Source organism: Pseudoalteromonas sp. JC3 (assembly GCF_030291895.1).
GTDB lineage: Bacteria > Pseudomonadota > Gammaproteobacteria > Enterobacterales > Alteromonadaceae > Pseudoalteromonas.
In genome coordinates this window covers 1,986,621-2,012,579 of the sequence record NZ_CP127855.1, presented here as the reverse complement: position 1 = coordinate 2,012,579, position 25,959 = coordinate 1,986,621, and the positions used below count along the sequence as shown (strand labels likewise).

General features: G+C 42.3%; 26 protein-coding genes and 1 pseudogene. 7 read left to right on the top strand and 20 right to left on the bottom strand.

The features are described from left to right. The first annotated feature begins 132 nt into the window (after window positions 1-132). A complete protein-coding gene (gene metG / locus QSH61_RS08355) occupies window positions 133-2,169 on the top strand; it encodes a methionine--tRNA ligase (protein ID WP_206472804.1) in 2,037 nt (678 codons plus the stop codon). Between the two features lie 248 nt (window positions 2,170-2,417). On the opposite strand, the gene QSH61_RS08350 is transcribed toward metG, so the two are convergent. From QSH61_RS08350 to QSH61_RS08335, 4 genes are read right to left on the bottom strand one after another with little or no spacing between them, the layout of a single operon-like run. Beyond that, window positions 2,418-3,560, bottom strand: a complete 1,143-nt coding sequence (locus QSH61_RS08350; RefSeq protein WP_206472795.1) for an ABC transporter permease — start codon at window positions 3,558-3,560, stop codon at window positions 2,418-2,420. Next, the gene (locus QSH61_RS08345; protein WP_206472793.1) at window positions 3,544-4,476 is read right to left on the bottom strand and encodes an ABC transporter ATP-binding protein; all 933 of its coding nucleotides are present in this window, start codon (window positions 4,474-4,476) and stop codon (window positions 3,544-3,546) included. Before QSH61_RS08345 ends, QSH61_RS08350 begins: the two co-directional genes overlap by 17 nt. 2 nt (window positions 4,477-4,478) lie before the next feature. Continuing rightward, window positions 4,479-5,420, bottom strand: a complete 942-nt coding sequence (locus tag QSH61_RS08340) for an HlyD family secretion protein (RefSeq protein WP_206472790.1) — start codon at window positions 5,418-5,420, stop codon at window positions 4,479-4,481. After that, the gene (locus QSH61_RS08335; RefSeq protein WP_045988222.1) at window positions 5,417-6,064 is read right to left on the bottom strand and encodes a TetR/AcrR family transcriptional regulator; all 648 of its coding nucleotides are present in this window, start codon (window positions 6,062-6,064) and stop codon (window positions 5,417-5,419) included. Before QSH61_RS08335 ends, QSH61_RS08340 begins: the two co-directional genes overlap by 4 nt. A gap of 420 nt (window positions 6,065-6,484) precedes the next feature. Between QSH61_RS08335 and QSH61_RS08330 the strand changes: the two genes are divergently transcribed. After that, a complete protein-coding gene (locus QSH61_RS08330; RefSeq protein WP_206472788.1) occupies window positions 6,485-7,789 on the top strand; it encodes a hypothetical protein in 1,305 nt (434 codons plus the stop codon). A 101-nt stretch (window positions 7,790-7,890) separates the two neighbouring features. Here QSH61_RS08330 and QSH61_RS24415 read toward each other — a convergent pair. Both QSH61_RS24415 and QSH61_RS08325 read right to left on the bottom strand, forming a co-directional pair. Next, a pseudogene (locus QSH61_RS24415) lies at window positions 7,891-8,107 on the bottom strand (IS982 family transposase); the annotation flags it as partial. Window positions 8,108-8,442: 335 nt separating this feature from the next. After that, window positions 8,443-9,747 carry an NAD(P)/FAD-dependent oxidoreductase gene (locus QSH61_RS08325; protein WP_206472986.1) on the bottom strand — a complete coding sequence of 435 codons (1,305 nt, stop codon included), beginning with the start codon at window positions 9,745-9,747 and terminating at the stop codon, window positions 8,443-8,445. A 402-nt stretch (window positions 9,748-10,149) separates the two neighbouring features. Between QSH61_RS08325 and QSH61_RS08320 the strand changes: the two genes are divergently transcribed. Then, window positions 10,150-10,413, top strand: a complete 264-nt coding sequence (locus QSH61_RS08320) for a RebB family R body protein (protein ID WP_010604577.1) — start codon at window positions 10,150-10,152, stop codon at window positions 10,411-10,413. A 189-nt stretch (window positions 10,414-10,602) separates the two neighbouring features. Here the strand turns inward: QSH61_RS08320 and QSH61_RS08315 are convergent, their stop codons facing one another. Together QSH61_RS08315 and QSH61_RS08310 are read right to left on the bottom strand one after the other, a co-directional pair. Continuing rightward, a complete protein-coding gene (locus tag QSH61_RS08315) occupies window positions 10,603-11,868 on the bottom strand; it encodes a Xaa-Pro dipeptidase (protein ID WP_174168992.1) in 1,266 nt (421 codons plus the stop codon). 90 nt (window positions 11,869-11,958) lie between these two features. After that, a complete protein-coding gene (locus QSH61_RS08310; protein ID WP_206472985.1) occupies window positions 11,959-13,704 on the bottom strand; it encodes an MFS transporter in 1,746 nt (581 codons plus the stop codon). A gap of 74 nt (window positions 13,705-13,778) precedes the next feature. Between QSH61_RS08310 and QSH61_RS08305 the strand changes: the two genes are divergently transcribed. Further along, window positions 13,779-16,193 carry a hypothetical protein gene (locus QSH61_RS08305; RefSeq protein ID WP_206472786.1) on the top strand — a complete coding sequence of 805 codons (2,415 nt, stop codon included), beginning with the start codon at window positions 13,779-13,781 and terminating at the stop codon, window positions 16,191-16,193. A 166-nt stretch (window positions 16,194-16,359) separates the two neighbouring features. Here the strand turns inward: QSH61_RS08305 and QSH61_RS08300 are convergent, their stop codons facing one another. The 8 genes from QSH61_RS08300 to QSH61_RS08265 form a co-directional block, all read right to left on the bottom strand. Continuing rightward, the gene (locus QSH61_RS08300) at window positions 16,360-17,334 is read right to left on the bottom strand and encodes a transposase (protein WP_174168995.1); all 975 of its coding nucleotides are present in this window, start codon (window positions 17,332-17,334) and stop codon (window positions 16,360-16,362) included. A 366-nt stretch (window positions 17,335-17,700) separates the two neighbouring features. Then, window positions 17,701-18,234, bottom strand: coding sequence for a GrpB family protein (locus QSH61_RS08295; protein ID WP_174168996.1), 534 nt, complete (start codon window positions 18,232-18,234; stop codon window positions 17,701-17,703). Window positions 18,235-18,265: 31 nt separating this feature from the next. Beyond that, the gene (locus QSH61_RS08290) at window positions 18,266-18,814 is read right to left on the bottom strand and encodes an HPP family protein (RefSeq protein ID WP_010371740.1); all 549 of its coding nucleotides are present in this window, start codon (window positions 18,812-18,814) and stop codon (window positions 18,266-18,268) included. A gap of 31 nt (window positions 18,815-18,845) precedes the next feature. Beyond that, on the bottom strand, window positions 18,846-19,241 hold the full coding sequence (locus tag QSH61_RS08285; protein WP_010604570.1) for an ACT domain-containing protein: 396 nt from the start codon (window positions 19,239-19,241) through the stop codon (window positions 18,846-18,848). Further along, a complete protein-coding gene (locus QSH61_RS08280; RefSeq protein WP_174168998.1) occupies window positions 19,238-19,675 on the bottom strand; it encodes a GFA family protein in 438 nt (145 codons plus the stop codon). Before QSH61_RS08280 ends, QSH61_RS08285 begins: the two co-directional genes overlap by 4 nt. A gap of 2 nt (window positions 19,676-19,677) precedes the next feature. Then, entirely contained in the window at window positions 19,678-20,136 is a 459-nt protein-coding gene (locus tag QSH61_RS08275) for a YaiI/YqxD family protein (protein ID WP_010371749.1), read from the bottom strand. Window positions 20,137-20,177: 41 nt separating this feature from the next. Next, on the bottom strand, window positions 20,178-20,618 hold the full coding sequence (locus QSH61_RS08270) for a GNAT family N-acetyltransferase (protein WP_206472784.1): 441 nt from the start codon (window positions 20,616-20,618) through the stop codon (window positions 20,178-20,180). Continuing rightward, the gene (locus QSH61_RS08265) at window positions 20,605-21,402 is read right to left on the bottom strand and encodes a PhzF family phenazine biosynthesis protein (RefSeq protein ID WP_010604567.1); all 798 of its coding nucleotides are present in this window, start codon (window positions 21,400-21,402) and stop codon (window positions 20,605-20,607) included. The genes QSH61_RS08270 and QSH61_RS08265 overlap by 14 nt, the downstream gene beginning before the upstream one ends. Before the next feature lie 146 nt (window positions 21,403-21,548). Here QSH61_RS08265 and QSH61_RS08260 point away from each other — a divergent pair, with 146 nt between their 5' ends. Continuing rightward, on the top strand, window positions 21,549-21,734 hold the full coding sequence (locus tag QSH61_RS08260) for a hypothetical protein (protein ID WP_010604566.1): 186 nt from the start codon (window positions 21,549-21,551) through the stop codon (window positions 21,732-21,734). Window positions 21,735-21,785: 51 nt separating this feature from the next. Here QSH61_RS08260 and QSH61_RS08255 read toward each other — a convergent pair whose 3' ends face one another. From QSH61_RS08255 to QSH61_RS08245, 3 genes are all read right to left on the bottom strand, one after another. Further along, window positions 21,786-22,004 (bottom strand): DUF6500 family protein, encoded by a 219-nt coding sequence (locus tag QSH61_RS08255; protein WP_010371761.1) that lies wholly within the window; start codon window positions 22,002-22,004, stop codon window positions 21,786-21,788. Window positions 22,005-22,122: 118 nt separating this feature from the next. Beyond that, a complete protein-coding gene (locus QSH61_RS08250) occupies window positions 22,123-22,593 on the bottom strand; it encodes a DUF3291 domain-containing protein (protein WP_206472782.1) in 471 nt (156 codons plus the stop codon). 115 nt (window positions 22,594-22,708) lie between these two features. After that, a complete protein-coding gene (locus QSH61_RS08245) occupies window positions 22,709-23,716 on the bottom strand; it encodes a phytanoyl-CoA dioxygenase family protein (protein WP_206472781.1) in 1,008 nt (335 codons plus the stop codon). A 133-nt stretch (window positions 23,717-23,849) separates the two neighbouring features. On the opposite strand from QSH61_RS08245, the gene QSH61_RS08240 reads away from it, so the two are divergent. Both QSH61_RS08240 and QSH61_RS08235 read left to right on the top strand, forming a co-directional pair. Next, window positions 23,850-24,311, top strand: coding sequence for a carboxymuconolactone decarboxylase family protein (locus tag QSH61_RS08240; RefSeq protein ID WP_010604562.1), 462 nt, complete (start codon window positions 23,850-23,852; stop codon window positions 24,309-24,311). Further along, a complete protein-coding gene (locus QSH61_RS08235) occupies window positions 24,289-25,056 on the top strand; it encodes an AraC family transcriptional regulator (RefSeq protein WP_174169002.1) in 768 nt (255 codons plus the stop codon). Before QSH61_RS08240 ends, QSH61_RS08235 begins: the two co-directional genes overlap by 23 nt. A 43-nt stretch (window positions 25,057-25,099) precedes the next feature. Here QSH61_RS08235 and QSH61_RS08230 read toward each other — a convergent pair whose 3' ends face one another. Then, complete coding sequence (locus QSH61_RS08230; protein WP_095727840.1) at window positions 25,100-25,954, bottom strand: acyl-CoA thioester hydrolase/BAAT C-terminal domain-containing protein; 855 nt, start codon at window positions 25,952-25,954, stop codon at window positions 25,100-25,102. Window positions 25,955-25,959: the final 5 nt, after the last annotated feature.

Sequence of the window (25,959 nt, the reverse complement as noted above, 5' to 3'; positions counted from 1 at the left end):
CAATTCGCGGTTCATGGTCTGAACGAAGGTGAGTCACTAAGCACACTTGTCCATTCAAGTGTTAACTCGGTGAATAATCAACCAATTCAACACCATCAATTAGAAAGATCGCGCTAAATTCATGGAATCGTTATGACGAAGAGAAAAATTCTCATTACCAGTGCATTACCATACGCAAATGGCCCCACTCACTTAGGCCACTTGCTGGAATATATTCAAACCGATATTTGGGCTCGCTTCCAAAAGTTACAAGGCCATGAAGCCTATTATGTATGTGCAGACGATGCGCACGGCACGCCAATCATGCTAAATGCACAGAAGCAAGGTATCACACCTGAAGAAATGGTTAAGCAGGTGAGTATTGAGCGTCAGCGTGACTTTGCAGACTTCAATATCGAGTTTGATAACTATCACAGCACACATAGTGACGAAAACCGTGAACTAAGCGAGCTTATCTACACTCGTTTAGACGAAAAAGGCTATATCAAAAAGCGTACAATTTCACAGTTATTTGATCCAGAGAAAGGCATTTTCCTACCAGATCGTTTTGTTACTGGTACTTGCCCGACTTGTAAGTCTGAAGATCAAAATGGCGATAGCTGTGATGCCTGCGGTGCAACCTACAGCCCAACAGAGTTGATTGAGCCAAAATCTGTGATGTCTGGTGCGACACCTATCTTGAAAGATTCAGAGCATTACTTCTTTGACTTACCAGCATTCGAAGACATGCTAAAAACATGGCTACGCTCAGGTAGTCTGCAATCTGAAATGGCGAACAAGCTAGACGAATGGTTTGCAGACGGCTTGCAGCAGTGGGATATCAGCCGTGACGCCCCCTATTTTGGTTTTGAAATCCCAGGCGCGCCTGGCAAATATTTCTATGTTTGGTTGGATGCACCAATCGGTTACATGGCAAGCTTCAAAAACCTTTGCGAGAAACAAGGCCTAAACTTTGACGAGTTTTGGGGTGAAGGCTCTGACGCCGAGCTTTATCACTTTATCGGTAAAGACATCATCTACTTCCACAGCCTATTCTGGCCTGCAATGCTTGATGGCGCTAATTTCCGCAAACCAAATAACGTATTCGCTCACGGTTTTGTCACCGTGAATGGCGCTAAGATGTCTAAGTCAAAAGGCACTTTTGTAAAGGCTCGTACCTACCTTGAACACTTAGACCCTGAATATTTACGTTATTACTACGCGGCTAAACTAAACAGCGGCGTTACGGATTTAGACCTCAACTTAGAAGATTTCGCGGCACGCGTAAACTCAGACTTAGTGGGCAAAGTGGTAAACATCGCGAGTCGCTGCGCAGGCTTCATTACTAAGAAATTTGACGGCAAGCTAAGCGGCTCTATTATGGACGAAGCGCTACTAACTAGCTTTGTTGCTGCAAAGGATTCAATCGCGACACATTTTGAAAACCGCGAATACAGCCGCGCAGTGCGTGAAATCATGACCCTTGCTGACAAAGCAAACCAGTTTATTGATGCCGAAGCGCCTTGGGTACTTGCAAAGAATGAAGAGACGCTTGAGCGTGCACATCAAGTGTGCTCTATGGGTCTTAACCTATTCCGCGTACTACTTACTTATTTAAAGCCTATCCTTCCAGGTATGGCGAAAAATGTAGAAGCTTTCTTAAACACTGAGCTAAGTTGGGAAAGCGTTGACAACGCCCTTGTTAATCATGAAATCAATAAGTTTAAGGCACTAATGCAGCGTGTTGAACTTGATAAAGTGAATGCGATGATCGAGTCTTCGAAAGAAAGTCTTGAAAAGAAAGTGGGTGGTCAATCTTTAGCAGCAGATCCGAATAGCCCGCTTGCCAAAGAGCCAATCGCTGCGGAAATCGAATTCGATGATTTTGCCAAAGTTGATCTGCGTGTCGCAAAAATTGCCAACGCAGAGCATGTTGAAGGTGCAGATAAACTGCTTAAACTTACGCTTGATTTAGGTGGTGAAACGCGCCAGGTGTTTGCTGGCATTAAGTCTGCTCATTCACCTGAAGATCTTATCGGCAAGTTAACAGTAATGGTTGCAAACCTAAAACCTCGCAAGATGCGTTTTGGTATGTCAGAAGGCATGGTGTTGGCTGCAGGTCCTGGTGGTAAAGAAATTTACATCTTGAACCCAGACGAAGGTTCACAGCCTGGCATGCGAGTGATGTAATCACCCTATTACTTGTATACAAATAAAGGCTTCCATTTAGAAGCCTTTATTTTTGCCTATATCAAACCTTCGCGCCAACAAGTTGCCAGCTTTAATCTACACCAAATGCACCGAAATATTGAGTATCGCAAGCCATAACACCAGAATTAAATTGCCCAGCGCACCGAAGGTATCATTTACTTGCTCACTAAAAAGCGTAAACATAATAAAGACTAATGCCCATCCTTTGCTGTTCAATATTTACACAACTAATCTAATCGCTTTTTAAAGCGCATCGTCGCAATCATAAAGCCAATCACACTAAAGGCGACTAAACAGAGTAAATCAAAATACAAATCGCTGAAATGCGCGCCTCGAAGTACCACAGCTCGGATCGACCGTACGTAATGTGTGGCAGGTAAGATCTCTGCAAGGTATTGCGCCGCTCTTGGCATCGCGGCAAATGGGAACATAAACCCTGATAGCAATATCGCAGGCAGTAACACAAAAACCGTCATTTGCATTGCTTGTAATTGGTTCTTGGCTTTGGTGGAGATCAACAGTCCTAAGGTAAGGCTCGCGGTGATAAACAACAACGTCACGATAAGTAAACTTGGCATATCAAAATTGAGCGGTACATCAAATAGCCAATGTCCTAAAAATAGTATTATCGCCATTTGAATAAAGCCAACAAGAATGTAAGGTAGAATTTTACCTAACATTAGTTCAGTTGGCCGAACCGGTGTGGTGATAAGAAATTCCATATTACCCTGCTCACGCTCTCTAACCAGCGCTGAGGAGGTGAATAGGATCATCGTCATCGTTAATATAATAGCAATCAAACCGGGAATAATATTAACCGACGAACGTTTCTCTGGGTTAAAGTAATTTTGCAGCGCAAAAGCTGAGTCTGGCAGTGCAGGCATAGGTAACCTTTTGATGCTAATTGGCAACTTGCTGAGTCCTGCCACGGCACCACTCAATAGCGGATCGGAACCATCAATCAACCACTGTGCAACGCTATGTTGCGCCGTACTATTACCCACTTTATAGCCACTTAGTTGATAATCACGATTGAGCTGCCGACGCACAAAATCAGCAGGAATAACCAACACGGTATTCACCTTTCCTCTGGTAATGGCCTGCTCAGCCGCCGCAATTGAATCGTAATAGCCGATAAAGTCAACAACTTGAGTGTTGGCTGCGGTTTGGATCAACTGTCTGGATTGATAAGTCTGACTAAAATCTACAATACCTGCGGAAACATGTCTTACGTCAGTATTAATTGCATAACCAAATAGCAACAGCTGCGCCAATGGCAACATCACAATCATCGCAAAGGTAATACGGTCGCGTGCCAGCTGCATAAACTCTTTACTGACGATGGCATTTAACCTACGCAAGCTCAGCATAGCCCCTCCCTGTGCTCGTTACAAACACATCCTCGAGGTTAGCGCGAGTGAAATCCACTTCGTAACCACCTCCAGATTCAGCTCGCAATAATGCCAGAGGTTGTGATTCTTTTTTGTTTATCAACACCCTAAGGCGAGCACCTATTTGGGAGACGGAAATCACACTGGGTAATGAAGCTAAACGTGTTTTTAATGCCGCGACGTCGTCACCCACAACTTCGCACACCGAAACCTTTAACTGTTCCATCAGCGCGATGGGACTATCATCCGCACGCTTTACACCTTGCTCTAAGATAGCAAGGCGGTGACAACGCTCAGCCTCGTCCATATAATGGGTAGACACTAAAATGGTCGTGCCCTGCGCGCTTAAACTAAATAACTGCTCCCAAAATGCGCGACGATTTTCCGGGTCAACCGCTGACGTCGGCTCATCTAAAAAGAGCAACTCTGGTTTATGAATAACAGCGGCAGCAAGCGCGAGGCGTTGTTTTTGTCCACCACTCAATGCACCGGACTGCACCGATTTTTTATCTTCTAATTGGTATTCCTGTAGCAGCTCAGCCACTCTACGCTTAACATCATTGCGTGATAAACCATAAATTTTCGCCACAAACTCGAGATTCTCCAGCACGCTTAGCGACTCGTATAGGGAGAATTTTTGCGTCATGTAGCCTAATCGATTACGTAAGCTTTCACCATGTGCCTGCACATCCTTTCCCATAATACTGATATGACCTGTGGTTGGTGTTAACAGTCCAGTCAACATTCGGATTGTGGTTGATTTTCCGCAGCCATTTGGCCCTAGAAAGCCGTAAATTTCGCCCTGTTTTACGGTAAGGTCTAGGTTTGAAACCGCCCAATAGTCGTTAAACTGCTTACCCAAACCTTTACTTTGGATCACGATTTCCTTGGTCATTATTACAGCTCCACCCAAACCGGCGTGCCTGACGGGACAGTCACTTTATCAGTGAGCACCACTTTTACCACATACATCAAACGTGCTCTTTCCTCTTGTGAAAGTGCAAAATAAGGCGTGAAGCTCGCGCTTTGGCTAATGTAGCTGACGGTGCCTTGTAGACTTTTATCACTGCCATCGAAATGCACATTTAGCACACTTCCCAAAGAGACTTTAGCAAGCTGGGTTTGCGGCAGATAAAGTCGAGCGAATGTTTTGTCGTCAGCAGCCAGCAAAATAATCGGTGCACCTTTAATGGGACGCTCACCAACAAGCCAAGGTAAATCTTCGACAATGCCGGAAGTGGGTGCTTTAAGGGTAAGATCAGCGAGCTGCTTGTTGGCGATAATTAGCTGTGTTTGTGCTTCTGCAATTGCGATTTTTGCTTGTTCGATTGTCTCCTCTCTCGTGCCATTTTCAAGCTCTTTCAAACGCGCTTGGGCCTCTTGCAAAGTACCAAGTGTCGACTCGACGTTGGCAGAGGCGGCATCGACCCTATCTTGAGAGGTCAACTTGTCTTTGATTAACTGCCTCTGTCGAACAAGTTGCCGCTGAGCTTCTTCCCAAGCGGCCTGTGCTGCATGCACCCTTGCTTTGGCTTGTTTGACTTGTTCAACTCGGGTGCCAGAGAGTAACAATCTATATTGCGCTTGCAAGCGCGCGATTTGCTGTTCAATAGCATTAACCTGTTGTTGCTGCACTACGTCATCGATTTTCGCCAGTGGCTGTCCTTTTACTACTTTATCGCCGCGCTCGACCAGCAACTCAACTAATAACTCTCCGGTTGGGCTGCTGATCTGCACCTGCGGTCGTTCGATAATGCCGAAGATTTTACGCTCGGGTTTAGAGCAACCAACCAAAAGTGTCAGTAACACAAAATTAATGATGTAAAACGGTGTTTTCATGATGTTTTCCGTTCAATATGCTGGGATAGAAACACGTTAAAAATAGCTTGCTGATGTTTGCCAAGCGAGCGCCACTGCTCAGTATCCGAGTTTTCGATACCAAGTAGCGGCTGCATCACCGGTGGCACCAAAAAAGGAAATGCCGACAAGCCAAGACAGGTTAAAAGTAACCATTCAGCTCGAATGGGCTCTGCAGGCGAAAGCGTTTGAAAGGTCGAATTTAAAGTACTGACACCGTTCTCTACATGCTCAAAGAAAATCTTTTTTATGATTTCATGCTCTTTAGAGTGCGTATCATGTAGTGCCATAAAAATGATCTTAGGTAGCGTTGGGTATTGGCTCATCACCTGAAAGTAGCGCTCTATAAACTGAGTTAAAATGAGCGGTGAGAGTTCGCGTAACTGTGATTTTTTAATCCCTTCAAGCAAGCTCAGTAGAGGTGCTGCAACTTCGCGAAATACCGCTTCAAACAGTCCCGCTTTATCGCCGAAGTAGTACTTAATCAAAGCAATGTTTACCTCAGCAAGGTCCGCAATTGCTCTAGTCGTGACTCGATTATATCCGCGGTTAATAAACAAACATTTACCAGCGGTGATGAGCTTTTCTCTCGGGGTAACAGCGGCTTCCGTTAGCTTATTTGTCATGTTTCAACTCCATTAATCACTTGATTAATATACTAGGACAAATGTGCAAGCTTCACGACAGCTTTCGTTAATCAAAAAAGAGGAAATGATTAATCACTAATCTACATCAAACTTTCATTGGTTATCTGGCCTTTTTGTGGACAGGCACCTTACTTTGCCCTTATAGCGATGTCTGAGTTGAAACAGAGCGGGATCGAAGTTTAAATTGACGAGTATTGGGTTTTTATGATCTGATTACGCATCGTAATTTTTAGGTCGTTACAATTAGCATCATCACGTAACAATCTTGTTGACGCCTTGTATCGTGAACTATTTAATAGCAAGTGGCTTTAGTGTGGTTGAAATTGAAAGAAACTTAGATTTTTTAGGTGACTCTCTTATCATACAAAGTCAGGAAGTAATTAACTCGGTAAATTTACAATGAAAGAAATAAAAATTTACAAGGCAATATTTTTTTTAAGCATTCTTTTTTCCACCTTTTTAAGCACTGCAAGCAATGTGGAAATAAAAATAACAAAAGAAACAAGTAAGAAAAACTTTGAGATAGAGTATGTTTTTAGAGAAAGCGTAAGATCAATAACGATAAAAAACGCACCTGAAAACTTCATAATGAATTATTGGAGGTTTAAAGATAACCACCCACCCACTATATCACCCAATGGAAAAATAGAGTTTTCCACCCCCAAAAAAAGTTTATCTATAAAAATAGATAAGGGGTTCGACACATCTGAAATTCGAGCTTATTCTCCATATCTATTTTTCAAAAGTGGGACTGGTATTTTTCTAGACTATTTCTTACCTAATGAAATAAATTACACAAAGATGGGCAAGGAAAAAAATGAAGAAATAGAATTCGAAATTATAAGTAAAGAGAAAGATAACAATCAGACAACCAGTGGAAACCACCTTAAAATTAGAGGTGGTGATTTTAAAAGTTATTACTTTTTAGCACCTATTGAAACACAAGAATTTAAGGGTGTAAATTTCAAAACCAGCTCAGAGATAGATATTAGACTAACTAATTCAGTTATTGAGAATACAATAAAAATTATAAACCTATTAGGAAAGGCTTTAGATCACAACCACCCTGGCAGCATTGAAGTTTTAATTTATTATGATAAAAGTAGAGACTATCTAGGCTTTGAAGGTGGTGCTTTACCAGGTCAAATTGTGTTAACTCTAAGTGGAGATGATCTTATTTTAAACCCTTTGAGATATGAACGTGAAATTTTACTAATAATCGCGCACGAAGCTGTTCATCTTTGGAATGGTTATCTTTTTCCAAATAAGGGAGATTCACCTACATGGCTATATGAAGGTAGTGCTGAATATTTATCCTACCAACTGTTACTGTCCTTAGGCATGATATCTAAAGATTATCATGATTATTTTTATAAAAGTGACATAGAAAAGTGTTCTAGCGTGCTTGAGACAGAAGCTTTAGGAAGTATTGATAACACCCCTTCAGTCTTTGCTGCTTACGCTTGTGGTCATGTGATTTTTGATGTCCTCAGCGTTAAGTTCGACAAAGATGATAAATATAAACTTCTCAAAGAGCTTTTCACGCACTCTGCAGGTGGTTATTCATTTAACTCTTTATACAAGCTATTAAAACAAAATGATAGCACTGCTTCGTTAGGAGTTAAATTAGACAAGATATTATCTTCAAAAATTGAGTCTCATGAAAACTTCAAAAGTTTATTATCCACAAAGAGTTCAGGTTAGTTAGTTAATTCATTCATACTGAAGACAATTTTACTTTTTTGAATCATATGATAAGGATAACCAAAGGGGGACAATTACATTTTGGTCCTTAGTACCCTCTAATTATGGCAAACATTGCTGCTCATTAAGTCGATGAAGCAACTGTCGCGATCCGTAGGTTTTAGGGTTTTAAAACAACTTGAAAGCAAAGTAACCACACGAGACATGACCTCTAGAAGCTTTGTATAGCTGAGTAATGGTGGGAGGTCTTTTTGTGAAATCGAGTAAGGTAGCCTTTATAAAAATTTCAAAATCACGCTGATGTGACATACGAAACAGAAAGACCGTTATCATGGACAGGCACTTTAACTATTGATAGATATCGTGGACAGCCACGTAAAAGTTTTTGAAAATTGAAATATGAACAGCAAAGCAAAAAATCAATTGTCTTTGGTTTTAGATACACCAAATGCTACTCAATCGGGGTTGGAAAAAGAGTGAGCTAACACATTGTTTTAAAATTACATTAATGTTCCCCCTTGTCTAGAGAAAAGGCTTTACGGATAGCAACGCTCTCGCGTCCCACTCCCACAAAGACCCTTTGTAGGCAAGGTTACGGTTAGCGCTAAAACTAGCTGCTAGAAAGGCATTAATTATCTTAAGTTCAGATTAACTTAGTGCAGTTTCATTTTTGGCCGCACCACTCTAAGCACCTTTTCGCTTATCCATAGCGCAAAGGTTTTTGCGATACCATGGATTGCGCGCTGATGCATTCTATACAACGAGATGTACATGAATCGCGCTATCTTACCTTCAATAAAAAAGCTATTGCTGGTTAGGTTTCCCATTAAACTACCAACGGTGCTATAACGAGATAAATTCACTAAAGAGCCGTGGTCACTATAGGTAAACTCGTGTAAAGGTTGATTTTTTAGTGTCGCGATTAGATTTTTCTCTACACATTGCGCCATTTGATGGGCCGACTGAGCACGCGGCGGCACTTGAGTGCCATCCGCTTGGGTAAACGCGCAGCAATCACCGATGACATAAATATGCTCATCTACACTGCTTTGTAAGTATTGATTTACCTTAATTTGATTATTGCGAGTAAGCTCGAACAGCTCAATCTCTTTAATAAAGTCAGGTGCTTTTACCCCCGCAGCCCACACCTTGATGTCTGCCTTTAGCTGTTCATCTTCTTTAGTAATAAAGCTGTCTTCAGTTGCCTGCTTTATCTGGGTGCCTTCTCGCACCGTGACACCTAGCTTCACAAGCTCCCGTTTAGCTGAATTAGCAATACGCTCTGGTAATGCAGGTAATATTCGAGGACCAGCTTCTATTAAATCAATACGAAGGCGTTTGGCTGTCATTTTACTCAGCCCGTACATTTTCAACATGTCTGATACATGATACAGCTCAGCAGAAAGCTCAACGCCAGTAGCGCCACCACCAACAATGCCAATGGTTAACGAGTGCTTCGGGTCATCGTCTTGGTGTAAGCGTGTAAAGTTATCGAGGAGTGCATGCTGAAATCGCTCAGCTTGCTGATTTGAATCGAGAAAGAAGCAATGCTCCTTGACCCCCGGCGTATTAAAATCATTGCTAATACTACCAATGGCAAGCACTAAATAGTCATAGCTGACTTGTCGCTCTGGGAGGATACGATGACCGAGTTCGTCTTTTAGCTCGCTCAGCGTGATGGTGTTATTGGTTGAGTCTACGTGGCTAAAACTGCCGAGCTGAAACTGATAATAATGCTTTGCTGCATGAGCAGAATAAACCACTCCATCTAAGTCAGCGTCTATAGACCCTGTCGCGACTTCATGAAGCAATGGTTTCCAAATATGACTGCGATTTTTATCAATTAATAAGATTTCCGCTTGGCGTTTTTTTCCGAGTTTATGCCCTAATTGTGTTGCCAGCTCTAAGCCACCAGCACCACCACCGACTATCACGATTTTAGGAAGTTGCGTATTCATCATGTTGCCCTTAAAAGTATAATACTTAAGTACTCTAGGGTCTTGGAAAAGCACTTAGGTATTTCAAATCCATCATGAAATACCTTGTCTGGCAACGCCTACTATTGTGCGCCTTTTTAGCTCATTTGTCAGCGGATAACGTCAAAATTATTCAACAGTTTTCCCAAGTCCAAGGACGCTCAGAGCCAACAAATGCGGCTCGCATAACGGCGAAGATGACCATCCCTCTGCCGCTCAATTTTACATTCAGTTCTAGGTAATTGTTGTACTAACCTTCAAGGTTGAATGCACTTTCTAATATAGAGACTAGACTGAATGTAAGCATACTCTGAGCCGAGAATAGTATCTCTGCACTTCACGGGTTATGTGTCTTTTTGTATTAGCTATTTAAAGGAGATATACATGGCATTTCCAACTGCAGTAAATAGTCAAGTTACCGATTCAGTGTCTCAAACAAACGCTAAAGTGCTTGGAGACTCACCAGCATTAGCAACAAGTAAGCTCATGCTTGCCGTGAGCCAAGCATTGTCAAACGCCGCACATAACGCTATCAATGGGCAACAAAATAACAATGTCACTGCTCAAGCGGCTTTGACGCAGGGAGTGAATACCCTAATGAATGTGGATACCGCAGCATCAATGGTTGTTATAAAAATTTACAGATAGTAAGAAATACCCTATTCCCCGAGTCAATGTAAATAACATACAAAGTAAGGTAAAACTATGGGCAGTGCAGGAAAGCCTCCTTATAACCTCTAAGGCAGCCTAGCAAGCGAGAGTGAGGCTAAAAAAGAATTCCAACAGTTTCATAGCGTCTGCGCAGAACTTAGAACAAGCTCTGCGCTAGTCGCTAGATTATTGCTTTTCTATTTGGCCGTCTTTCATCACAAAGGTGACGTTTTCCATTACACTAATGTCTTTTAGTGGGTTGCCTTTAACCGCAATAATATCAGCAAGTTTCCCCGCCTCAAGCGAGCCTAATTGTGTATTTTGCTTGAGTAACGTCGCCGAGTTAATAGTGGCAGCCTGTAAGGCTTGTAGTTCAGTCATGCCAAATTTCACCATGCGGCTAAACTGCTTACCATTGTCACCGTGAGGATAAACGCCAGCGTCAGAGCCAAACACCATATTCACGCCTGCTTTTACCGCTTTTGTGAAACTGGCACGCTGAGTAGCACCCACTTTACGCTCTTTATCTAAACTCTCTGGTAAAATTCCTGCTTTTTCGCCCTCGCCAAGGATATATTCCGTATTGTAGATATCCATAGAGAAGTACGTGCCTTTGTCTTTGGCAAGCTGAATGGCTTCATCATCAACAAAACTTACATGCTCTACTGAGTTCACACCTGCTTTAATTGCAGACTTGATACCATCCGTGCCGTGCGCGTGGGCAGCAACCGTTAAACCGCGTAAGTGTGCTTCGGTCACAATCGCCGTCATTTCCTCTTGGGAATATTGCTGAGCCCCCACTTTAGTGCCTTTAGATAGTACGCCACCCGTTGCACAGAACTTGATTAAGTTAGCGCCATATTTAATATTTTCACGTACCTTTTGCCTTACTGCCCAAGGTCCATCAGCCACCCCTTCTGAAAATACTTTATGCTCATGGGTTAGGAGGTTGTTGTCACAATGGCCGCCAGTGATCCCAAGTGAAGGGCCTGCTGCGTTTACACGTGGGCCTGATACATCACCATCAATAATGGCATCTCGCAGCGCGATGTCAGCATAGCCAGCAGCACCGAGATTACGAACAGACGTAAAGCCCGCATCCAGTGTACGCTTGGCGTTTCTAACGCCAGTAATTGCCGCACGAGGTGCGGTGCGTTGCAACCGTTTGTAGCCATGAACATGAGCATCTGAAGTTAAGTGGACATGCATATCAAATAGACCGGGTAATAATGTGTGACCGCTTAGGTCTATCACCTCTGCGCCTTTTGGATAGGCTTTACGATTTGATTTTCCGACTGAAATAATTTTATTGTCTTCAACGACCACAGTGACAGGTGAGATAAGCTTGCCTGACACCACATCAATCGCAGAGTCGGCATTTAAAACATACGTTTGCGCATGTACACTACTTGAAACAAAGAGAGCCGCGCTCATCCATATTTTTTTATTCATGTTACTTCCTCATTTTTTGCTTGAGTGTAGAAAGAATATGCCTTGCAAACAAATCGATCGCGACCAATAACTGTTCCCATTTCAACAGTGCTATGTTTTTCTGTCTATTATCACTTTGTTGAACCAGAATAATGCAATGGCAGTTATAAGCGCGATAGCGGCAAATAGCCCCCACATTAACTCAGGTGCCGCCATTTCTTGTACTAACACTTTATAGCTCCAACCAGATAAAAATCCAGCAAATAAGAAGCCCAGCGCCATAGAAACAAAGTAGTATCCCATATACAACGCAGCTTGAGATTGAGGCGCGATACTCGCGACATACTCTTGGCTTTTAGGAGAGGCAAGCATTTCACCAAGCGCGATAAGCAATATGACAGTGACAATGAGCTGACCGCTTAACCAGTCGCTATCGCTAAGTAATGCGATAAACGCAACCGTCATCACCAGTAAGCCCGTAACTAACACATAAAATGGTCTAAATCGCTGACAGAGAAAGCTCACCAAAATTTGTGCGACTACGATCGCTGCAAAGTCTAAATTAATGAGATACTCAGGGTTGATTTGACGATATTGTACGAGTTGTTCAGCAAGGGCTTGCGCTTGGTGCTGTGAAAGTGCCTGTCCATTATCGTGAAGCGCATTTAGCGTTCGTAGTATCAACTGTATTTGCTCATGCGGGACATTCACTTTGAGGTGAACCCATTCAAGCCTAATGGTTTCAATGGATACCGCGCCGCTTTCCTTAAGCTCGTTGAACAGCGTAAAAATGGCAGCTGTTAACTTATCAATATCAACATGTGCTAAAAACGCGACGCCAGAATCGCCAAACCACGCCAATATATCTCGGGTATCTGCATAATCACGGATATACACAGGTAGAGTATAAAAAAGCTGATTATACACAGTCCAAAAACCAGCAAGGATCAGCAAATATAACGCAAACGGCAGGTTACTCACCTTCATCGGTTGTTGCCACCATGCTTTAGTCGGCGCTCGATTTATAAGCACTCTGTCCCACACCCAGTTAGCTACTAACCATATTGCAATCCAAGTAAACGCTTGACTGTAGTTAGAAAACCCAACGCCAGCTGACATCAATAGCGCCAGTGCGACAAACAGCGTAAGTGCTAAACGTGTATTACCCAGCACCGACTGTGCGGTTTTTAATACTTGAGTAAGAGATTGCTTGGTTTTAGGTAATGTTTGGGGGTCTTTGTAAAATAACATCAAGGGAATAAAGTTTATGGCAATCCAAACTGCCGACATCATAAATACTGCATCCCAACTAATGGCGCGCATATATCCCGCAACCAATGGACCTAAAAATCCACCAACATTCACCATGGTATAAAAGATCCCAAATCCAAGACCACGATTACCATCGTTTGTACTGTGACTTACGGTGCCAACGACCACAGGTTTAAAGCAGGCAGCCCCCAGCGCAACAAAGCTCAGCGCAGCAAAAAACGGCCAAAAACTCTGTGCCTGTCCCAGTAAATAATAACTTGGTGTCATCACCAAAAATGCAAAAAAGAACATCTTTTTATACCCGACGCGATCTCCCAATGCACCAGTTACAACAGGCAAAAGATATAAAAAGAAGGGAATAATCCCCTGTACGGCGCCACGCTCTATATCAGTAAAGCCAATACCGCCTTGCGACTTTGGTGTTGTCATATAAATTGATGACACGGCGAAAAAACCATACCAAGCGAGTCGTTCAAATATTTCCATGATATTCGCAATGTAAAAAGTTCGACCAAACCCAGAAGACGACTTTGACCGATTTGCTCCATTGAGATCGGGTTCACACCACTGCTGCTGATTTTGCATAATGACAATACCTGTTATCTTTGTTATTTTATATTGCATACAATATACACAAATAATAACGAGAGAAAAGTATCATGTCTTTATTTTATCTATTCCATACCTTTTATTGGCGAATACCCTCTATGCAAAAGCCGCGGCTAGGATTTGCTCCTCTAATTGCAATGCTTGCTTTACTCTGCGGATGTAAAACTACGCGAAGCGATATTGCTGCTATTCCAAGCCCCGCTGATATGCGCTCTGAAATAAGCGTTAATGGTCGAGTCAGCACGTTGAGACACATTGATATCCAACATGTTGGTAAACAAATTCCGCTGACTTATAGCGATGGAAAAATAGCTAACTCGCGGGGATATGACTGGTGGGTGAGTAAACATTTTGCGCTAAAAAGTGACTTTCCTGAGGACAAAGTAAAACTCTATTTAGAATTATTAGAAATGTCTTACCCTCACTATGTTGAATTGTTTGGTATGGCGCCTGCAGCGATTGATAAAAAGAGAATTGCTGTCGTTTATGGCAGTTCACGCCAACGTACAAAAGAAGCCATGCTGGACGACGGTTTTTTGCGAGGCGTACATAAAACGGCTGGTGGCGAAACCATGTTTTATAACCGCGCAGGGTACAACTTTCCGAGTCATCGCCAGCATCACCAGCGCTACATCGTGATCCATGAAACCATGCATGCGTTTCATATGGCCCTGAACGGTCACTCAACTTGGGCACCCAACTGGATCACTGAGGGGATGGCAGATGCCATTGCAAGCCACGTATATGATCCAAATAAAAAACAGTTAACTGTAATGGTTTTCGACCGTGCTCCAATGAACTATCTGCACTTAGGTTTACAGCAGTATCACCAAAATGGACAGCCATCTTTTGAAGCAATCAATGATGATCCATCACTCAAACGCGGGCTCAACTTTTTTATCGTACATTTTTTATTGAGCGATCCTGAGCGATATCAATATTTTAAACGCTTTATCAGCAAATTAATGGAAGCAAACCCCCACTCTGAAAATACCTTGCCAACTGCCAATGCACTCTTAAAACAGACCTTCCCCAATTGGCCCCAGCTTGAACAGCAGTTTGCAGCATTTGTGCGCTCTGCCACACCAAGTTTTTATATTGTCGATGGGCCTTGGGAGCAAAACGGTGCCACATATTGGCTCAGAAATACCGAAAACAAAACACTTAATCGTCTTGACATTCATCCAAACTTTTCTTCTACACATGTCGTGATGGATTTTCCCGCATCAGATAAAACACCTCTAATCAACTCACTTGATGAGAATAGTGTTGCAGCACAAATCGACTTCGAGCCGGAGCAGATTAGACGTGGGGAAATTGGCGTTGCGTTAATCGCTGATTTAACAAACCAAAGCTTAGATGCGCGTCTTGGACGCTCTAAAGTTGAAGAAGTTGATTTTAGTAAAGACAACTTACTGCAATTTACCCTTCAAGAAGGAGTAAAGTTAACGGTCTCAAGCAATCAAGCATTGTTTTCCTCGAAGTCTATCGCACTGCTGCCGCAATTACGCATGGATATCAAGCAATATCATCAACTTGCGCTCACGCTTTCAAAGCAGGACGATGCGCTAGTTATTAAAATGAAAACACAACATCATGAGCAACTGGCTAGGTTACAATTGAGCCAAATCGACATTTCAGCGCTTAGCTTGCAAAAAATCAGTCTTCTTGGCCGAAATAATAATCATAGAATAGCGCCCTACTTTGCCGCGCATGATTACTTGATCACGAATGAACAAACCACTAATCCCTGGCACTTTAAAGGTGCATCGCTACTGCGCAGAGCCTTTAACACCTGTGTGGAATATAGTGCTCAGTTAAGTGACTGTATGACCCCACTTCGCGAAATATTTAGCAAACAGAAATCAAGGACAGTCACTGAAACTGAGAATAAAACCCTCAATCACTTGATGCAAAGTTGGCAATCAACACTTGGCGACGATGCGCTCTTTACGCTAAGTGGTATCAACACCCAAAGCTATTTTTCTGATGGAATGCACTATCTTTACGTCAACAACCCCGGTAAGCATGCTGTTGCGCTAACTTACGGTAACTACAAAAAAATGCTAGCTTCAGGTGAACACCGTGTTCTATTGCCAAAACATACTTTTCAGAACTTAGTGATTAGTTGGAACGGATTAACACAACAAAAGCCTCTTCTAACGTCAGAGAAACCTTTTGATGGGGTAAAAATGGAAGTCACTGTTCGTGACAATATTACCATCACGCTAACCGGTCCCTATTCAGGTGCATCGAGTGGTATATTACGCGTCGATTTTACTCCATTTCAATCATTTCAAAATGAAGGTTCACTTTGGCAGCAGCCTGTTACTTTCTTACCTTATCAAACACAAGTAATTGAAGTATATAAGTTACAAGGATTGAAAAATGGATTACTTGAGATCACGGGTGAGTTTGACGTTGATGGTGAACCGATTAGGCTGGTTAAAATAATCAATTTGTAGAAACAATTAATTGGAAGTCTGAAAAGCCAAATAAAGTAAGACCGATGGTTTTGTGCAAATAAGATTGAGTGTTTCATACAACGTGCACGACTAACTGCTCCCTCAACCTGAGCGAGCAGTTAAACACTTACAACCGGATTAAATTGGCCATTTACGTTAGTTCATATTACGTAAAAAGTCGCTGGCTTTGCGAAATATTACTTCGTCGCCTTAAATTGCGTTGCTCACAATAAGCCTCTATCGAATCTGCTCTACCAATCGCACCGTGAAAAGTTTGCTCAAGCTGGGTAGTAAGTTGAAACCAATTACATGCTTCTAGACCTAATTGTTCCAAAATAGATTTTTGACGCGGTTCGATAAACCCGGGTTTACCAGCACGAATACACCTCCCTGTTGAATCAACTAAGTCTAGGTATGACCGTAATTCAAAAGGAATTCCTTTGTGTACATGTCTTTTGGTATTTCCTAAAAACCGCGCTAGATAATTCGGCTGTTTGCATCTTTTTGCAAACTCACACCTAAGTTTTATACTGGTGTGTTCTGAATCTTCTAGGTTACTAGCCAATTTTGCACGAATGGGGTTTAAGTCTACGTAAGCCATGCATGCTAACAAGGCTGAAGCATCAAGCAAGGCCTGAGATTTAAATCTCCCTTCCCAAAAGTGTCCGGTACATTCATCCTCTTGATTAGCACGTCGAGCGATGTGCTCATTGAGCCCTCTCATAAACCAGCTAATACTCGCTAAGCGGCTTCTATATTCATTGATTTCTTTGCTTAATTCACTTTTTTGCCCTTCGTTTAAGCATTCACCTTGTAAAAATTGCTGAGCGTGTGAAGATACTTTATAAAGCTTGCTCCAGCGTAGTAAAATAGCTTTATCATTGAGCCTTTGTGCTTTTTTATCATCGATATACAACACCACATGGGTGTGATTAGGCATTACCGCGTAAGCACAAACATCCAAGCAAAATATTTTGGCTAGAGAGAGTAAACGCGTTTCAACCCAACCCCTCCGATGCTCATAAGACTTTCCTGTCAACATATCTTCACCACACAAAAAAGCACGGCGGACGCAACGTGACACACAATGATAGTAACGCGTATTTGACAAGTTGATTTGATACTTCCTAGCTAAGCCCATTGTTCTCTCCTTGAACGTATCAATGCTAATCGAAGAAATTAAAGCTTAGACCATGTCGCAAATTTGTAAACATTTGCATCTGTTCATGCCTGTCCTTAGTTGCATGCTACCAGTTATCACCTACTCCTTGATACTTAAATACAGCAAACGCTAACCTCCTTATGCTGGTTCGGAGAATGAGCGAGGTTCCTGTCTTAACGCAAATCTTTACTTTTCCCCCTTGCCTAGTTAGCAAGTTTTAGGAGCAACATCAAACCGTGCTCCACTATGAATAATTTATGCGATCACCATGAGCGATTGGGATTGGATACCAGCAGTTAATTTTATCACTAACTTCAAGCAAAATATTAGTTATTCGAACTTTAGTTAATTAAATTGGATGTCCTTCAAAGTACGCTTTACAAATGGTGCTTTAGCTTTTCCATACGCATCTTGGGAAGCTATACCTTGCGCTATTACTAATTGTTTCTGAGTTTCATACTCCGCACGCGCGTTAGGGTTGCTAAGCATATAAGCTTTAAATTTTTCTTGCTTTATATGTTCTTCACTTCCTTTTTCAATAGCATGCGCATGCACTTGAAACAACTCACCTTGATACATCACCGCGATGTCTTTTCTAGGACGAGTATCAGGAAATGGATTATCGCTGTGCTGATCTTTAAAGCCTAAATTTTTAAGATGTTCAACTGCTTGCGTTAATTGCTCGGGTTTGTATAACACAGAGATATCGATGATCCCTTTGCCAGCAACCTTAAAAGAGCTAGAACCAAAGTGTAGAAATTCAAGTTCAGGGTGTGCTAATGCCACCATCACTTCTTCTGCCACTTCAACAAATATTTCACGCCATGGATTAAAGCTAGCTGGGACTAATTGGTAAGGGACGAATTCAATTTTTGACATGCCTGTCCTTTTAAATTTTTATATAAAATAGTTAGAACCAATAAACTGGGTAATGCCGCTTGGGGTTGCGCGACATATTGTTCACAGACAGCGCGACCAACAACATCAGCAGAGCCCCCACCAACACGGGATAAAATGCATACATATATCCCAAGTTATGAACAGACTCACCACCAATAATGGCGATTAGCGCGGTCGCCCCACCGGGAGGATGCAAGGTTCGAGTAAAGTGCATCACAACAATTGAAAGCGATACCGCAAGCGGTGCTGCAAACAGACTCTCTTCTCCAAGCAAAATAAAGATACTGACGCCGAGTAAAGCCGAAAAGAAATGCCCGCCCAGTAAATTCCTCGGTTGAGAGAACTCTGCCATAGGAGCGCCATAGAGTAAAACGGCAGTTGCACCAAAAGAGCCAATGAGCAATGCGCTGCCAACACCATATGGTAAAGCGAGGTTAGAAATCACCGTAATCAACAAGATCCCCACCATTGCACCAACCCATGACCAAAGGATTTTCTTAAGCGGTTTTCTCGGAGGACACACACCTTTGGAGGCCATTCTTTTAAAGTAAACTTTCATGCTACCTAATAACCTTCGAGATTTATCAATGTCATTTTGCCAACGTTTGTATCGCGAGTACCGCCCGCTTAGCATCATTTACGGGTACGAAAATATGATCATGATAGAAGCCCGCAATTACATTCGCGCTAATATCAACATCTTTTAGCGCATTGGAAAATGCAGCCGTTAATCCCACAGCTTCTAGGCTCGAATGCACTTGCAAGGTAATTTTATTCATCACACAGCTGTAATCCAATCCATGCTCGTCTGCCATTTGCTTGGTGACTACCAGCGTTAACCCCTCGCGCTCCATAAAGGTCGCAATTGGATTGAAAATCACGCACTCAGCGAGGCTTTTTTGCGCTGTACAAAATACAAAAGGTGTTTCATCAAGCGTCGGGGAAATGTCTTTTAATAATTGAGATAAATCGCTAATACCCGTCACAAGTTACCTCCCGATGTTGTTGATAAATCGCGGCTAGGTTCAAATGCATCATAACGAGGAAGCGGCGCGTCCAAGTCCTCCCAATTGGCTTTTGAAGAGACAAAATTATGTGATATTGGCCGCTCTTTGATATCCGAGTCCAAAATGCCAAGTCTTAACCTCACCCGCTTTGGATCGCTTTCATTCGAACTAAAAATTGGACTTGCACAATGTTTGCAAAAATGGCGCTTTCTTCCAGGTTTAAACTCGAAGATGTTTAGTGCCTCTTCGCCACTTAGAATCACAAAATCACTCCACAGCACAAAGCCATTAGTGGCATAAGCTGTGCCTGTAGACTTGCGACATAAAGAGCAATGACAGTGGATGATATCGCTGATTGGTCCACGGATCTCAACTTGAACCGCTTTACACAAACAACTCGCCTTGTAAGCCATACCTACCCCTTTGTGTTTCTGGTGATCCAAGTATCCAATTGATTGGCGAAATTTTGCTTATCAGCTTGAGACAAAGGTGGTGGCCCTTGAGTTTGTACGCCGCTGGCACGCATCGTGTCCATAAAGTCACGAATATTTAAGCGAGATTTTATGTTTTCTTTCGTCAGCAATTCACCGCGCGTGTTAAGTGCGGTGCACTTTTTCTCAATGACTTCATCTGCAAGTGGAATGTCGCCAGTAATAACCAAATCACCTTCATTCACGCGCTTCACGATTTCGTTATCCGCAATATCAAATCCCTTTGGAACCTGAAGCTTTTGAATAAAAGGAGACGGAGGCGTTTTTAGATATTGATTTGCAACCAATGTAACCGTGGTAGAAGTACGCACTGCAGCGCGAAACAACATTTCTTTTATCACCACGGGACAGGCATCGGCATCTACCCATATTTGTTTTGCCATAACAACTCTTTTAAATTTAAATTGGCTAGAGAATACTAAATTTAGGGATTAGGTTCACGCCTAAAATGAAACTCATATTCATCGTCAGCAAACTGCACAAATCCCAACTTTTCGTATAAACGCTTCGCGGGATTCGCTTTAAGCACCGTCAATACCCAAGGCAATGTTGAGTGGTTTTCTATCAAGCTTTTAATGACTTGTGCACCGAGCCCCTTTCCTTGTTGCTGGGGCTCTATTTGCAGCTGAAAGAGGTAATAGTCATGTTCACGTTGCTTAAACTTAGCCAAGCCAACACACTTTTCATTTATATAAATCAAATGTGAGCTTGGGTATTCGTATAATACTCTGGCTTTATGTTCAGCGTCAGTCAAACACAGTCTGGCATTTTCTAAGTGCGGCACCATGGTCGCTTTACGCAGCGCCACTAGGTAGTCAAAGTCACTTTCTTTTGCCTGTATGAATTGAATCTTATTCGTCCTCAATTTCGAATATTCCTTTTGCGTAAAGTACACCAAACCCAGATACGATGACATTCGTATCCGTCACTTCACAAAATAGCTCACCGCCACGTTTTGAAGCCTGATGTGCATGAAGTTTCTGTTTGTTTAGCGCCTTTGCCCAATATGGCGCTAACCCGGCATGAATTGAACCGGTAACCGGATCTTCATCGCCCCCATTTGCAGGCCAAAAGTAACGCGACACAAAATCAACGTCATTGCCTTTTGCTGTTACCACAACATCAAAAGGCGCAAGGGTTTTCAATTTATCGCTGTCGTACTCACAGCTACGTACTTGTTGCTCAGTCTCAACAATCACAAAGTACGCTTGGCGATTTTTAAGTACCCGCGTCGGTGTTACGTTCAGCCCTTCCAGCAGTGCGTCGGGGGCTTCAGTTAACTCAGGGGCTAAGTTCGGAAATTCCATCACAATGCGACCATCAGCCACTTGCTTCACAGTGAGTGTTCCGACTTCTTGAGTTTGAAATTTTATCTCACCTGATTTTCCCTTGTGATTAAAAAGCACATACGCAGCACCAAGCGTGGCATGACCACAAAAGTCAATTTCAGTAATTGGAGAAAACCACCGGATCTCATAATGATTGTTATCAACTGGCTTCAAAAAGGCGGTTTCGGAAAGGTTATTTTCGATGGCTATCTGCTGCATTAGGCCGTCGCTAAGCCAGTTTTCAACCTCAACGATTGCAGCGTTGTTACCACCAAAACGTTTACGCGTAAATGCGTCAACCACAAAATATTCAACTTGCATCTTTTACTCCTTTCAGAAACACCTAAAAACACAGTATAATTTACTGTAATTAAAAGCGAATACAACTTAAATAAACGTGTATAGAGGTTGATCTGTATGACCATGATGCACGTAGTTAAAATGAGTAGAACCAAGTCGAGGCTTATATGTTTACAGATGCTACTTTATCAATCCTATGTTTATATTCATTAGCAATGTTTGTCACTAGCCTGCTAATGATAGCGACAGCCCCTAAAACTGATGATGAGAAACGCAAACAAACTATCACCGAGTACACTATGTTTGCACTTGCATCTGTTGCAGTATTTTTTGTCTCGTTTTACACGCTGTAACTGCCAGTTGGGTCATCTCGATTGATGGCCCATGACAATATCCTTTAAGACCTATTTTCCACTTTCAACCATTGCTTTTATCTTTAACGCCTTTTCGAAGTGGTCTAGTTCGTGAGTTTGTATCCACCAAGTCGCCGCTTCCATAAGTAATGCAGGGTCCGTGTTTTTATTGGCAAAAAAAGCGTAAAATGATACGCCAACGTTATCTCCTTTTTGTGCGATTTTTTTATCACATACTTCTATTATCTTGCTTCTTAGTGCCGCGCGCATTTTTGGTTAAATCCATACATCATGATCTACGATAAGTGTACCACCAACATCATCGCTATTCACCACTCCACGCGGCTCTCCCCCTTAGGGTTGATTATCATTTCATCGGTGCACAAGATTAATCTTCTTCACAAGCTTCCCTCTCCCTTACGTCTAGTTCGGTGAAACTATTTCTAAACGTAAAGGCATAAGCCGAATCTCCAAAACGACGCAGGTAATCGAGTCTTTCTTTGGCCTCATCTAGTGTCGGGACATGGCCCTCTTCAACCCACCATAACACGTAAGTTTCCTGTTCAGCGCGGTGAAACCATTCTTTTTTACGCGCCAAAAATTCCTTATGCGCGGTTTTAAACATAAAATCTTTGAGCGCTTGCTCCGACTGCCATACAGACATATTCACGATAATATTTGGATCATCAAACGCCTTAATCTCTGTTGCATTACCGGTTTCATCTTTCAAGCGCCAAATAAAGCCAGGGCTTTGCTCTGCGAGTAAATTAATGTGGTCTAAACTTTCTACAAAGTATTGGATTTCTGGCGCATCCATTTGGTATTTAGCGGTGGCTATATTGAGTTGTGCTAATTGCATCGACGGCTTTTCCTTGTGGTGAGTTGCTACATTCTCCCAAACTTAACAATCATACTACTGTTTACTCGCCGCCAAGTTAAGACAAAATTTAACCAAATAGAGATTTTTTCACCTTCTACATTTCGGGGAATGGATGCATATTGATGTATTGCACTATACGAGGTGCGTTTGCTGTATTCGCGCTCCCACCATGAGGTAAAAACTGGTGCCAAATCACCATATCTCCGGCATTGGCTGCAATTGCTTTGGAGCCCAGTTGATGTAAGTATTCTGTGTTTGGAATACATGGATCCCATGGAGCCGTTGCAAGCCATGACTCTAGCTTTGTATGAAATCCTGGCACAACCGTTGTTGCACCCTGTTTTTCTTCAGTGTCTGATAGATACAAAATTCCTTGCGTGCCAAACTTGAGTTGCTTAGAGAAATCTAAATCCCAATGTAGATCAGGACCTTGAAAGCTACATTGCGCAGTTTCAGGCGGGTTGAAACCACACTGATCGGCTGAAACTATCAGTTGTTCGCGTTGCCATAACTGGCTAAAGGCCTTATGAATTCTCATTGAATTCCGATTGTCTTCCAGTGCTTTATGTTGTACCAAATGCACCATACTGCGACTCAATTTTTCGTGGTTAACCTTATACCAAGTCTTTGGTTCTGCTAATTCAATCTCCAAATAGTCTTGGATGGCGTTTCTCGCATTGGCACAGCCTTCGGCACTCACTGCATTTTTAACGATGACATAGCCGTTGTCCTGCCAGCATTTCAGGTCGTCCTCAGTGAGTACATCCGGCATATTCTGAACAGCAGCAATTTTTTCTTGATAACTGTCGGGGCAAGGTAAGTGGCAGGTGACATGTTTTAGCAATGCTATTTTTTCACTACTCGGCTGAGCAATTGTTACAATTGCATCAATAAAGCTATCGTAATCATGAGCATATTGAAACTGTAACTGATGTGCTTGAGATAAACTTAAGCCCAGTATGTCAAAAGTCGCTTTATATAATTCGAAACTAACTGGCTCTACCTGCTGCTGTTTATTTGTAAAAGTACCGTTGGCCTGAAGCCAGATTTTTTTGAGTGTGGATAAATGATAAAGCGCTAGAGCAAGGTTTACATCGCACATTATTTTACAACCATCCTTTAAATTAGAGTCGTGTGTTCCTTCCTTAAAATTTTATTACAAAGACGTTTTTTTTCAATTTTTACCGCTTACACCTCATTACACTATACGTATCACTAAACATGAGGATTCAGAAATGAAAAGAGCAGACTACTTCAATCAGGCACCTGAGCTTATTCAGCACTTATTGGGACAAGAGGAATTATTAAAACAGCAGGCACATACAACTTTTGGAGTCACAATCTGGGAGCTCGTTAAACTTAGAGCATCACAAATCAATCAATGCGCTTTTTGTATTGCAATGCACACTAAACAGGCACTAGAGTATGGTGAAACCACTAATCGAATTATTGGATTAAGTGCATGGCAAGACATGCCGTTATACACCAATAAAGAAAAACTGGCATTAGCGCTTTGTGAAAAGCTGACAAACGCACAAATGATTGACGACGCTTTTTATCAAACACTCAATGTAGAATTTGATGATAAAGAATTGACTACGTTAACTATCGCTATTAATGCCATCAACAGCTGGAATCGGATCGTGAAAATGTTTAAGCCGAATGTAGAGTTCAATGAGCACAGATCTAACGCTTGAATTAATAAACCCAACAGGTGAAATCGCTAACTATGTGCAAGCTATCTGGTTTGCACAATCACACAAGTGCGGAGAAACTTGGCTTCCAAGCGACGGGGCAACTGGATTTATCTTCCCTCTTCGTGGGCTCGTTAGTTTCAACGACAATCAGCTCACAGCCCCCTTTTATCTGCAACCAATTGCCATTCAGTCTAGCAAAGTCAGCTATTCTGAACAGGCATGTTTTTTCGGGATCCGCTTTAAACCCGCGGGACTGGCATTTCTGAAAACGCTGCAACATCCTATAGCAAATCCCAAAAATATATTGCCCTTGTTGAACACGCTACAAAAAAGTAGTGCCAACCTGACAGCATTACTTAAACTCCTAGAACCAATATTGAATATGCCAATTCCTCGACACAATTCTATCCTACATACCCAAACACTCCTTGAGCATATTGTTTCAATGACTCCTTTAGAGCAAGCATATGCTCAAACTCCGATCGGAAAACGGCAATTAGAGAGACAAGTTAAAATACATTGTGGGATTACCCCTAAACATTTAGCTCGCATTTATAGAGTTCGATTGGCTAAACAAAAACTGAGAGAAACACCTGACATTAACATCGCTCAACTCGCGCTAGATTGCGGCTACGCTGATCAATCTCATCTTATTCGCGAATTTAAAACTATCTTTCAGATCACACCGGCAAAATACACAAAGCGACTAAAAGCTGCAGACACAACGTTACCTACAGCTCGGTAAATTTTTCAACGACCAAGAATATAAAAGCAAGGTGAATTCATTGCTACTTATTCGCGCAACGTGCTACCAAGGTTTCGCTTAAAAATTGATTTACCTCGGTTTGCACTTTTTTGTTAAAGCTATAGTGACCCGAGTTAAGTGCGATATGTTTAAATGGATGAGAAAAACTAGCTTCGCGTAAATCAGCTTCAATATATCCGGCCATTTTGTACGATGGCCAAATTTCATCGTGTTTGGCAGAGACCAGTAGCACTGGCCCATTGGTGTTTTCAACCGGGATGCGAGCGGCTGCAATTGCTTCAGGCGTTGCCTCTGCCAATGCAGCCTCAAAGGCAGGTGTAAACTCTCCCGTTACGTTCCCCTTTTGCATTTTCCATGACAACAGGGGTGCATCAATGTAGTCCAGAGCATTGCCGCTAAGCATCCAACTCGAGCGAGAAGACAAGGTCTTAACAGCATTCCAGCTTACGTGACTAGGCATGACGGACACTACATGGTTTATCTCATCAAAGTGCGCACCGAGTAATAACGCAAGCTCCGCTCCTTTAGAAAAACCATACACCGCCACGCAATTTGGGTTTATCTTTGGGTCTGCACTCAATGCTTTTATCCGTTTGGCTATATCATCCAAAGATAATTCAGCTGCACTGCTCGATGTATTTTCAGTGCCATAATAACCAAGTGCAGCTACTGAGACACCAATATCATTAAATCCATCTAAAAATGGTTTCCACTGAGGATTAGCGAGTGTATTCCCCCCTTCGCTGCCACCTAACACCACAACCAATGGATGAGTCTGACCATCATCGATAAACTGACGTTTAACATCTGGTATAGTCGTGTTTGAGCAGGCCGCAAGAAGCCCTACCAAAGAAAATGGCATTATAGTTTTCATCATTTTAT